Annotated in this window: 8 protein-coding genes and 1 tRNA gene; all 9 read right to left on the minus strand. The window is 55.7% G+C overall.

All coding sequences use genetic code 11. From position 1 onward, the window contains the following. Positions 1–188 precede the first annotated feature (188 nt). Entirely contained in the window at positions 189–4,388 is a 4,200-nt protein-coding gene (rpoC, locus tag PMI37_RS14405; RefSeq protein WP_007916472.1) for a DNA-directed RNA polymerase subunit beta', read from the minus strand. Between the two features lie 64 nt (positions 4,389–4,452). Next, complete coding sequence (gene rpoB / locus PMI37_RS14410; RefSeq protein WP_008081909.1) at positions 4,453–8,526, minus strand: DNA-directed RNA polymerase subunit beta; 4,074 nt, start codon at positions 8,524–8,526, stop codon at positions 4,453–4,455. A 221-nt stretch (positions 8,527–8,747) separates the two neighbouring features. After that, positions 8,748–9,113: a 50S ribosomal protein L7/L12 gene (gene rplL, locus PMI37_RS14415; RefSeq protein ID WP_003228750.1), complete on the minus strand. Its 366-nt coding sequence runs from the start codon at positions 9,111–9,113 to the stop codon at positions 8,748–8,750. A gap of 74 nt (positions 9,114–9,187) precedes the next feature. Beyond that, positions 9,188–9,688 (minus strand): 50S ribosomal protein L10, encoded by a 501-nt coding sequence (rplJ, locus tag PMI37_RS14420; protein ID WP_008081912.1) that lies wholly within the window; start codon positions 9,686–9,688, stop codon positions 9,188–9,190. A 198-nt stretch (positions 9,689–9,886) separates the two neighbouring features. Further along, positions 9,887–10,582, minus strand: coding sequence for a 50S ribosomal protein L1 (rplA, locus tag PMI37_RS14425; RefSeq protein WP_007916481.1), 696 nt, complete (start codon positions 10,580–10,582; stop codon positions 9,887–9,889). After that, positions 10,582–11,013, minus strand: coding sequence for a 50S ribosomal protein L11 (rplK, locus tag PMI37_RS14430; RefSeq protein WP_003228756.1), 432 nt, complete (start codon positions 11,011–11,013; stop codon positions 10,582–10,584). The genes rplA and rplK overlap by 1 nt, the downstream gene beginning before the upstream one ends. A 117-nt stretch (positions 11,014–11,130) precedes the next feature. Further along, positions 11,131–11,664: a transcription termination/antitermination protein NusG gene (gene nusG, locus PMI37_RS14435; RefSeq protein ID WP_007916492.1), complete on the minus strand. Its 534-nt coding sequence runs from the start codon at positions 11,662–11,664 to the stop codon at positions 11,131–11,133. Positions 11,665–11,673: 9 nt separating this feature from the next. Beyond that, on the minus strand, positions 11,674–12,042 hold the full coding sequence (secE, locus tag PMI37_RS14440) for a preprotein translocase subunit SecE (protein WP_008081915.1): 369 nt from the start codon (positions 12,040–12,042) through the stop codon (positions 11,674–11,676). Between the two features lie 45 nt (positions 12,043–12,087). Continuing rightward, positions 12,088–12,163, minus strand: a tRNA-Trp gene (locus PMI37_RS14445). Positions 12,164–12,274 lie beyond the last annotated feature (111 nt).

Consider the following 12,274-nt stretch of genomic DNA (forward strand, 5'->3'; position numbering starts at 1 on the left):
CTATTGTCTTGCAAGAAAAGCAAAATGGCAGGAACGAATTCCCGCCAAATTTAGGGGATCAAGAGTCTAAAGAGGATCTTGTCCCCAGTCAAGGCAAGGCCCCGACCTCCCCGCCCCTCGAACCTCGACAAAATGTCTCGATTCGACGAACGGGGTGATCAGGGCCTTACACTCATTTATCGCAGAACTCAGTTACCGCTCGAGTTCAGCGCTTCGGTCAGTGCAGCTTCCACTTCACTGGCGCTTACGCGCAACGGCTTGTCTGCTTCACGACGACGCTTGCGCTCGCTGTGATATGCCAGGCCGGTACCTGCCGGGATCAGACGACCCACGACAACGTTTTCTTTCAGGCCGCGCAGGTAATCGCGCTTGCCGGTGACTGCCGCTTCGGTCAGTACGCGGGTGGTTTCCTGGAAGGAAGCCGCCGAGATGAACGATTCGGTGGACAACGACGCCTTGGTGATACCGAGCAGAACGCGAGTGTACTTGGAGACGAACTTGTCTTCGCCGCCCAGACGCTCGTTCTCTACCAGTACGTGAGTCAGTTCCATCTGGTCGCCCTTGATGAAACTCGAATCGCCGGATTCAGCGATTTCAACTTTACGCAGCATCTGACGCAGGATGGTCTCGATGTGCTTGTCGTTGATCTTCACGCCTTGCAGACGGTAAACGTCCTGGATCTCGTTCACGATGTACTTGGCCAGCGCGCTCACACCCAGCAGACGCAGGATGTCGTGCGGATCGCTTGGGCCGTCGGAGATAACTTCGCCGCGGTTTACCTGTTCGCCTTCGAACACGTTCAGGTGACGCCACTTCGGAATCAGCTCTTCGTACGGATCGGTACCGTCGTTCGGGGTAATAACCAGACGGCGCTTGCCTTTGGTTTCTTTACCGAACGCGATGGTGCCGCTGACTTCAGCCAGAATCGACGCTTCTTTCGGACGACGAGCTTCGAACAAGTCGGCAACACGCGGCAGACCACCGGTGATGTCGCGGGTCTTCGAAGTTTCTTGCGGGATACGCGCGATAACATCACCGATCGCGATCTTCGCACCGTCCGCTACACCGACCAGGGCGTTGGCTGGCAGGAAGTACTGAGCGATAACGTCAGTGCCTGGCAGCAACAGATCCTTGCCGTTGTCGTCGACCATCTTCACTGCTGGACGGATTTCTTTGCCCGCAGCTGGACGATCTTTCGCGTCGAGGACTTCAATGTTGGTCATACCGGTCAATTCGTCGGTCTGACGCTTGATCGTGATGCCTTCTTCCATGCCCACATAGGTCACGGTACCTTTCATTTCGGTAACGATTGGGTGAGTGTGCGGATCCCACTTGGCCACGATTGCGCCAGCGTCGACCTTGTCACCTTCTTTAACCGAAATCACAGCACCGTACGGCAGCTTGTAACGCTCACGCTCACGACCGAAGTCATCAGCGATGGCCAGCTCACCGGAACGGGACACAGCAACCAGGTGACCATCCACTCGCTCAACATGCTTCAGATTGTGCAGACGAACGGTACCGCCATTCTTCACCTGAACGCTGTCCGCAGCGGAAGTCCGGCTTGCCGCACCACCGATGTGGAACGTACGCATCGTCAGCTGGGTACCCGGCTCACCGATGGACTGGGCAGCGATAACGCCGACCGCTTCACCGATGTTCACCTGGTGACCACGAGCCAAGTCACGGCCGTAGCACTTGGCGCAAATGCCATAGCGGGTTTCGCAGCTGATCGGCGAACGCACGATCACTTCGTCGATGCTGTTCAGCTCGATGAACTCAACCCACTTCTCGTCGACTAGAGTACCGGCCGGAACGATAACGTCCTCGGTGCCTGGCTTGAATACGTCACGGGCAATAACACGACCCAATACGCGCTCACCCAACGGCTCTACAACGTCACCGCCTTCAATGTGCGGAGTCATCAGCAGACCGTGTTCGGTGCCGCAATCGATCTCGGTTACAACCAGATCCTGCGCCACGTCTACCAGACGACGAGTCAGGTAACCGGAGTTCGCAGTTTTCAACGCGGTATCCGCCAGACCTTTACGAGCACCGTGAGTCGAGATGAAGTACTGAAGTACGCTCAAACCTTCACGGAAGTTCGCAGTAATCGGCGTTTCAATGATGGAACCGTCCGGCTTGGCCATCAGACCACGCATACCGGCCAGCTGACGAATCTGTGCTGCGGAACCCCGCGCACCCGAGTCAGCCATCATGTACATCGAGTTGAAAGACTCTTGATCGACTTCAACGCCGTGACGGTCGATAACCTTCTCTTTCGAGAGGTTGGCCATCATTGCCTTGGAAACTTCGTCGTTCGCTTTCGACCAAAGGTCGATCACTTTGTTGTACTTCTCGCCCTGGGTTACCAGGCCGGAGGCGTACTGGCTCTCGATCTCTTTCACTTCGTCGGTGGCGGCACCGATGATGCGGGCTTTCTCGTCCGGGATAACGAAGTCGTTAACACCGATGGAAACGCCGGAGATGGTCGAGTAAGCGAAACCGGTGTACATCAACTGATCAGCGAAGATAACAGTCTCTTTCAAACCAACCACGCGGTAGCACTGGTTGATCAGCTTGGAGATCGCCTTTTTCTTCATCGGCAGGTTGACGACGTCGTACGAGAGACCTTTTGGCACAACCTGGAACAGCAGCGCACGGCCGACAGTGGTGTCGACGATACGGGTGCCGCTCACGCTGTTGCCGTCACGGTCGTTGACGGTTTCGTTGATACGAACTTTAACCTTGGCGTGCAGTGCGGCTTCGCCGGCACGGAACACACGGTCAACTTCCTGCAGATCCGCGAATACACGACCTTCGCCTTTGGCGTTGATCGCTTCACGAGTCATGTAGTACAGACCCAATACAACGTCCTGCGACGGAACGATGATTGGCTCACCGTTGGCTGGCGACAGAATGTTGTTGGTCGACATCATCAACGCACGCGCTTCGAGCTGGGCTTCCAGCGTCAGCGGTACGTGCACGGCCATTTGGTCGCCGTCGAAGTCGGCGTTGTACGCGGCGCAGACCAGAGGGTGCAGCTGGATAGCCTTACCTTCGATCAGTACCGGTTCAAACGCCTGGATACCCAGACGGTGAAGGGTCGGTGCACGGTTGAGAAGAACCGGGTGTTCGCGAATCACTTCAGCGAGAACGTCCCAAACCTCTGGCAGTTCGCGCTCGACCATTTTCTTGGCCGCTTTGATGGTGGTCGCGAGACCACGCATTTCCAGCTTGCCGAAAATGAACGGTTTGAACAGCTCGAGAGCCATCTTCTTCGGCAGACCGCACTGGTGCAGACGCAGGGTCGGACCTACGGTAATTACCGAACGACCAGAGTAGTCAACACGCTTACCGAGCAAGTTCTGACGGAAACGACCTTGCTTACCCTTGATCATGTCAGCCAGGGATTTCAGAGGACGCTTGTTCGAACCGGTGATAGCGCGGCCACGACGGCCGTTGTCGAGCAGCGCATCGACAGCTTCCTGCAACATACGCTTTTCGTTGCGCACGATGATGTCCGGAGCGGACAAATCCAGCAGGCGCTTCAAACGGTTGTTACGGTTGATCACTCGACGATACAGATCGTTGAGGTCGGAAGTCGCGAAACGACCGCCATCCAGCGGGACCAGTGGACGCAGATCTGGCGGCAGAACCGGCAGAACGGTCAGCACCATCCACTCTGGCAGGTTGCCGGAACCCTGGAAGGCTTCCATCAACTTCAGACGCTTGGACAGCTTCTTGATCTTGGTTTCGGAGTTGGTTTGCGGAATTTCTTCGCGCAGACGGCCAATCTCGTGCTCCAGGTCGATAGCGTGCAGCAGTTCACGGACAGCTTCAGCACCCATACGGGCGTCGAAGTCGTCACCGAACTCTTCCAGCGCTTCGAAGTACTGCTCGTCGTTCAGCAGCTGACCTTTCTCAAGGGTGGTCATGCCTGGGTCGATAACGACATAGCTCTCGAAGTAGAGAACGCGTTCGATATCACGCAGGGTCATGTCCATCAGCAAGCCGATACGGGACGGCAGCGATTTCAGGAACCAGATGTGGGCAACCGGCGAAGCCAGTTCGATGTGCGCCATGCGCTCACGACGAACCTTGGCCAGTGCAACTTCAACGCCGCACTTCTCGCAGATCACACCACGGTGCTTCAAGCGCTTGTACTTACCGCACAGGCACTCGTAATCCTTTACCGGGCCAAAGATCTTGGCGCAGAACAGGCCGTCACGCTCAGGTTTGAACGTACGGTAGTTGATGGTTTCCGGCTTTTTAACTTCACCGAACGACCATGAGCGGATCATCTCAGGCGAGGCCAATCCGATACGGATGGCGTCGAACTCTTCGACTTGACCCTGGTTTTTCAGCAAATTCAGTAGGTCTTTCAAGGCCTTTCCTCCTGGCGGAGCAGAGAGCGGGCAATCCTGCCCCGCTCTCGATTCGCGTCACGTGTTATTCGGTTTCCAGATCGATATCGATGCCGAGGGAACGAATTTCCTTGATCAACACGTTGAAGGACTCGGGCATGCCCGGCTCCATACGGTGATCGCCATCCACGATGTTTTTGTACATCTTGGTACGGCCGTTCACATCGTCCGACTTCACTGTGAGCATTTCTTGCAGAGTGTAAGCAGCACCGTATGCTTCCAGTGCCCAGACCTCCATCTCCCCGAAACGCTGACCACCGAACTGCGCCTTACCACCCAGCGGCTGCTGGGTAACCAGGCTGTACGAACCGGTAGAACGCGCGTGCATCTTGTCGTCTACCAAGTGGTTCAGCTTCAGCATGTACATGTAGCCAACGGTAACTGGACGCTCGAACTTGTTGCCGGTACGGCCGTCAGTCAGCTGCATCTGGCCGCTTTCCGGCAGGTCTGCCAGTTTCAGCATGGCCTTGATTTCGCTTTCCTTGGCGCCGTCGAACACTGGAGTGGCCATTGGAACGCCGCCACGCAGGTTCTTCGCCAGATCCAGGATTTCCTGATCGGAGAAGCTGTCCAGATCTTCGTTACGACCGCCGATCTGGTTGTAGATCTCGTCCAGGAAGGTACGCAGTTCAGCGACTTTACGCTGCTCTTCGATCATCCGGTTGATCTTCTCGCCCAGACCTTTGGCCGCGAGGCCCAGGTGGGTTTCAAGGATCTGACCAACGTTCATACGCGAAGGTACGCCCAGTGGGTTGAGGACGACGTCGACCGGGGTGCCATTGGCATCGTGCGGCATGTCTTCAACCGGCATGATCACGGAGACCACACCTTTGTTACCGTGACGACCGGCCATCTTGTCGCCCGGCTGGATGCGACGACGGATTGCCAGGTAAACCTTGACGATTTTCAGCACACCTGGAGCCAGGTCATCGCCCTGCTGCAGTTTGCGCTTCTTGTCTTCGAACTTGTCGTCCAGCAGACGGCGGCGATCAACGATGTAGGCCTGAGCCTTCTCGAGCTGCTCGTTCAGAGCATCTTCAGCCATGCGCAGTTTGAACCACTGACCATGCTCAAGACCGTCGAGTACTTCGTCGGTGATGTCCTGACCTTTCTTCAGACCTGCGCCGCCTTCAGCCTTGTGGCCTACCAGAGCGGAACGCAGACGTTCGAAAGTCGCGCCTTCAACGATACGGAACTCTTCGTTCAGATCCTTGCGGATCTCGTCGAGCTGAGTCTTCTCGATCGACAGCGCACGAGCATCACGCTCAACGCCGTCACGGGTGAAGACCTGTACGTCGATGACAGTACCTTTGGTACCGGTAGGTACGCGCAGGGAAGTGTCTTTAACGTCGCTGGCTTTTTCACCGAAGATTGCACGCAGCAGTTTTTCTTCCGGAGTCAGTTGGGTCTCGCCTTTCGGAGTGACCTTACCTACCAGGATGTCGCCTGCGCCAACTTCAGCACCTACGTAAACGATACCGGCTTCGTCCAGTTTGTTCAGTGCAGCTTCACCCACGTTCGGGATGTCTGCAGTGATCTCTTCAGGCCCAAGCTTGGTGTCACGAGCCACACAGGTCAGTTCCTGAATGTGGATCGTGGTGAAACGGTCTTCTTGTACAACACGCTCGGACAGGCAGATGGAGTCTTCGAAGTTGAAGCCGTTCCATGCCATGAAGGCGATGCGCATGTTCTGACCCAGCGCCAGTTCACCCATATCGGTGGACGGACCGTCGGCCATGATGTCGCTGCGCTGAACGCGATCACCCTTACGCACCAGCGGACGCTGGTTGATGCAGGTGTTCTGGTTCGAGCGGGTGTATTTGGTCAGGTTGTAGATGTCGACACCAGCTTCGCCGGTTTCAACTTCGTCATCAGCAACACGAACCACGATACGGCTGGCGTCGACGGAATCGATCACGCCGCCACGACGAGCCACGACGCAAACGCCGGAGTCACGGGCTACGTTACGCTCCATGCCGGTACCTACCAACGGCTTGTCAGCACGCAGGGTTGGTACAGCTTGACGCTGCATGTTCGAACCCATCAACGCACGGTTGGCGTCGTCGTGCTCGAGGAACGGAATCAGCGACGCTGCAACCGAAACTACCTGCTTCGGCGAAACGTCCATCAAGGTGACTTCTTCAGGCGCCTTAACGGTGAATTCGTTCAAGTGACGTACGGCTACCAGTTCGTCGATCAGGACTTTCTGGTCGTTCATGGTCGCCGAAGCCTGCGCGATCACGTGATCGGCTTCTTCAATAGCGGACAGGAACACGATCTCGTCGGTGACCACACCCTCTTTCACCACGCGGTACGGGCTTTCCAGGAAGCCGTACTGGTTGGTGCGAGCGTACGCAGCCAGGGAGTTGATCAGACCGATGTTCGGACCTTCCGGCGTTTCAATCGGGCATACACGACCGTAGTGAGTCGGGTGTACGTCACGAACTTCAAAGCCTGCGCGCTCACGAGTCAGACCGCCAGGGCCGAGTGCAGAGACACGACGCTTGTGGGTGATCTCGGACAGCGGGTTGTTCTGGTCCATGAACTGCGAGAGCTGGCTGGAACCGAAGAACTCTTTCACCGCCGCAGCCACTGGCTTGGCGTTGATCAGGTCTTGCGGCATCAGGCCTTCGCTTTCAGCCATCGACAGACGCTCTTTGACCGCACGCTCAACACGTACCAGGCCAACGCGGAACTGGTTCTCGGCCATTTCGCCTACGCAGCGAACACGACGGTTACCCAGGTGGTCGATGTCATCGACGATGCCTTTACCGTTACGGATGTCGACCAGAGTCTTCAGTACCGCGACGATGTCTTCCTTGCACAGCACGCCCGAACCTTCGATCTCGGTACGACCGATACGACGGTTGAACTTCATCCGGCCGACCGCAGACAGGTCATAGCGCTCAGGGCTGAAGAACAGGTTGTTGAACAGGGTTTCGGCAGCGTCTTTGGTTGGCGGCTCGCCTGGACGCATCATGCGATAGATCTCGACCAGCGCTTCCAATTGGTTGCTGGTGGAGTCGATCTTCAGCGTGTCGGAGACGAACGGACCGCAGTCGATGTCGTTGGTGTACAGAGTTTCGATGCGAACAACGCCGGACTTGGCAATTTTTGCCAGGACTTCAGTGTTCAGCTCGGTGTTGCACTCTGCCAGGATTTCGCCGGTAGCCGGGTGCACGATGACCTTGGCGGTAGTGCGACCGAGGACGTAGTCCAGAGGCACTTCCAGGGTCTTGATGCCGGCTTTTTCGATCTGGTTGATGTGGCGCGCGGTAATACGGCGGCCCGCTTCAACGATGACCTTGCCCTTCTCGTCCTGAATATCCAGAACCGCAATTTCACCACGCAGACGCGAAGCAATCAGTTCCAGGCTGAGGGTTTCGCCGCTCAGGTGGAAAACGTTGGTGGTGTAGAAAGCGTCGAGCACTTCTTCAGTGGTATAGCCGAGCGCGCGCAACAGTACCGATGCCGGCAGCTTGCGACGACGGTCGATACGCACGAACACACAGTCTTTCGGGTCGAACTCGAAGTCCAGCCACGAACCGCGGTAAGGAATGATGCGCGCGGAGTACAGCAGTTTGCCGGAGCTATGCGTCTTGCCGCGGTCGTGGTCGAAGAACACGCCCGGGGAACGGTGCAGCTGGGAAACGATTACACGCTCGGTACCGTTGATTACGAAGGTACCGTTCTCAGTCATCAGGGGGATTTCACCCATGTAGACTTCTTGCTCTTTGATGTCCTTGATCGCTTTGTTCGACGATTCTTTGTCGAAAATGATCAGGCGCACTTTTACCCGCAAAGGTACGGCGAAAGTTACACCGCGCAATACGCATTCTTTGACATCAAATGCCGGTTCGCCCAGGCGATAACCGACGTACTCCAGCGCAGCATTGCCGGAGTAGCTGATGATCGGGAAAACGGATTTGAAGGCCGCATGCAGGCCCACGTCGCGGAACTGATCTTTAGTCGCTCCCGCTTGCAAGAATTCACGATACGAATCCAGCTGGATGGCCAGGAGGTACGGCACATCCATGACGTCCGGCAACTTGCTAAAGTCCTTGCGGATACGTTTTTTCTCAGTATATGAGTAAGCCATCAGCGTTCCCCAGCTTGGTCACCTGCTTGTTTGGCCCCTCCCGACGGGAGCAGCCAGAAAATCGTGCAAACCCCATGGTTTGCGCCACCGCATCGGGTGGTTACAGCGCCTTTATCAGCACCGACCCAGTCGGCTGCCAATAACGGAAAAAGGCCGGTGGCAAGAGCCACCAGCCATCAGCCTGTCGCTTGACGCTCGGGCTGGAGGAGCAAAGTCGATGCTTATTTCAGCTCGACTTTAGCGCCTGCTTCTTCCAGCTTCTTCTTGGCGTCTTCAGCCGCTTCTTTCGAAACGCCTTCAGCTACAACCTGAGGAGCGCCGTCTACTTTCTCTTTGGCTTCTTTCAGGCCCAGACCAGTCAGTTCACGAACTGCCTTGATCACGTTAACCTTCTTCTCGCCAGCTTCCAGCAGAACAACGTTGAACTCGGTTTGCTCTTCAACAACAGCGGCAGCAGCAGCTGGACCAGCCGAAGCAGCAGCAGCGGTAACGCCGAAGGTTTCTTCCATCGCTTTGATCAGCTCAACGATTTCCACTACGGATTTCTGGCCGATTGCTTCGATGATTTGTTCGTTAGTCAGAGACATGACTCAATTCCTGAATTGGGGGACGGCCTACGCGACCATCGAAATAAACAAAAAACGCGAGAAGTTGACGAGCCTTAGGCTGCAGCAGCTTCTTTCTGGTCGCGAATTGCCGCCAGAGTACGAGCCAATTTGCTGGTAGCGCCTTGAATCACGCTCATCAGCTGAGAAATTGCTTCGTCACGGGTCGGCAGAGTTGCCAGTACGTCGATCTGATTAGCTGCGAGGAACTTGCCCTCGAACGCAGCTGCCTTGATCTCGAACTTGTCCTGACCCTTGGCAAACTCTTTGAAGATACGGGCAGCAGCGCCCGGATGTTCGTTCGAGAATGCAATCAGGGTCGGGCCGGTGAACACGTCGTTGAGGACACTGTATTGAGTGTCAGCAACAGCGCGCTTGAGCAGGGTGTTACGTACAACGCGTACGTAAACGCCAGCTTCACGAGCCTCTTTACGGAGTCCGGTCATTGCGCCTACTGTTACGCCACGTGCATCAACCACGACAGCGGACAGAGCGACTTTGGCAGCCTCGTTGACTTCAGCGACGATGGCCTTCTTGTCTTCGAGATTAATTGCCACGGGTTTAACTCCTGCTTGTTACCGTTTCATTCGATCGAAACCGAATGTCGTTTTGGTGTCTGATTCGGTAAGGAACCGGGAGCACCATCTGCGTAGGCTGATGGTTTAAGACTTGCGCCGCCTACGGTCTTGGATAGCCCCCGCCAGGCAGGGACCCCAATCTTTCAATTGGTGCGATGACTCGCACCAATTTTTGTCTTACGCGTCCAGCGAGCTCTGGTCGATAACCAGACCTGGGCCCATAGTGGTGCTCAGGGTAACGCGCTTGACGTAGATACCTTTCGAGGAAGCTGGCTTGATACGCTTCAGATCAGCGATCAGGGCTTCAACGTTTTCCTTCAGCTTGACGGCATCGAAGCCCATCTTGCCAACGGAAGTGTGAATGATGCCGTTTTTGTCGGTGCGATAACGAACCTGACCAGCTTTAGCGTTCTTGACCGCGGTAGCTACGTCTGGAGTTACAGTACCAACCTTAGGGTTAGGCATCAGACCACGTGGACCGAGGATCTGACCCAACTGACCTACAACGCGCATTGCATCCGGGGATGCGATCACTACGTCATAGTTCAGGTCGCCGCCTTTCATTTCGGCAGCCAGGTCGTCCATACCTACACGGTCAGCGCCGGCAGCCAAAGCGGCCTCAGCAGCTGGACCCTGGGTGAACACAGCAACGCGAACAGTCTTGCCAGTGCCGTGTGGCAGCACAGTAGCGCTACGAACAACCTGGTCGGATTTACGCGGGTCAACACCCAGGTTTACAGCAACGTCGAACGACTCGCTGAACTTGACAGTCGACAGCTCAGCCAGCAGAGCGGCGGCATCTACAATGTTGTAGGCCTTGCCTGCTTCGATTTTGCCGGCGATAGCCTTTTGACGCTTGGTCAGCTTAGCCATTACACACCCTCCACGTTAAGGCCCATGCTACGAGCAGAACCGGCGATAGTACGCACGGCTGCATCCATATCAGCTGCAGTCAGATCCGCGTTTTTGGTTTTCGCGATTTCTTCCAGCTGAGCACGGGTAACGGTGCCAACCTTAACGGTGTTCGGACGAGCGGAACCGCTGGTCAGACCGGCCGCTTTCTTCAGCAGAACCGAAGCAGGGGTGGATTTTGTTTCGAAAGTGAAGCTACGGTCGCTGTAGACAGTGATGATCACTGGAGTCGGCAGACCAGCTTCCAGACCCTGGGTACGGGCGTTGAAAGCTTTGCAGAATTCCATGATGTTCACGCCGTGCTGACCCAGTGCAGGACCAACAGGTGGGCTTGGGTTAGCCTGAGCGGCCTTCACTTGCAGCTTGATGTAAGCGGTAATCTTCTTGGCCATGAGGCACTCCAATTACGGGTTCGAACGCCTCGAAAGGCTCCCCGGTTACTTGCGCGTTTATCCCAGTGACGACAAAACCCCACAGCCTATGGCTGTGGGGTTGGGATGCTTTTTCAGCTAGACCTTTTCGACCTGACTGAACTCCAACTCTACCGGAGTAGAGCGACCGAAAATGAGCACTGCCACTTGGATCCGGCTCTTTTCGTAGTTAACTTCTTCAACAACGCCATTGAAATCAGCGAATGGACCGTCGTTGACTCGCACCGTCTCGCCTGGCTCGAAGAGAGTCTTCGGCTTCGGCTTGTCGCTACCATCAGCAACACGACGCAGAATTGCTTCCGCCTCTTTATCGGTGATTGGCGCTGGCTTATCAGCAGTACCGCCGATAAAACCCATCACCCGAGGAGTGTCCTTGACCAAGTGCCAAGTACCCTCATTCATATCCATCTGAACCAGCACGTAGCCTGGAAAGAATTTGCGCTCGCTTTTGCGCTTCTGGCCATTACGCATTTCAACCACTTCTTCAGTGGGAACCAGAATCTCGCCGAAGCCATCTTCCATGCCAGCCAGCTTTACGCGCTCGACCAGCGAGCGCATCACATGCTTCTCGTAACCCGAGTAAGCATGCACAACATACCAACGCTTAGCCACGGGACACCCTTAGCCGACAATCAAGGAAACAAGCCAGCCGAGCAGGGAATCAAGCCCCCACAACAGCAACGCCATAACCAAAACAACAGCCACCACAATAAGGGTGGTCTGCGTGGTTTCTTGGCGAGTTGGCCACACGACTTTACGAATCTCGGTGCGAGCTTCCTTAACCAGTACAAAGAAAGACTTGCCCTTCGCAGTCTGCAGGCCTACAAAGGCAGCTACAGCAGCTAAGGCCAGCAAAGCAAGTACACGGTACAGGATCGGCGAAGCAGAGTAATACTGATTGCCAACAACGCCAACAACCACCAAAGCGACAACTACAAGCCACTTGAGCAGATCGAAGCGAGAGCCTTGAGCTTCAGCTTTAGGAGTCATCTATGAAGATCCTGTGAAAAGAAAGCCAGACACACCAAGTGAATCTGGCAGGTCAGGAGGGAATCGAACCCCCAACCTACGGTTTTGGAGACCGTCGCTCTGCCAATTGAGCTACTGACCTAAAACAAAATCAGGCCGACCATTATGCCGGCCCGAAAAATACATTACAACCACTTACTCGATGATTTTGGCTACGACACCAGCGCCGACGGTACGACCGCCTTCACGGATA

Origin of the sequence: Pseudomonas sp. GM80, from assembly GCF_000282515.1 — a bacterium.
In the GTDB taxonomy this organism is placed as follows: Bacteria; Pseudomonadota; Gammaproteobacteria; order Pseudomonadales; family Pseudomonadaceae; genus Aquipseudomonas.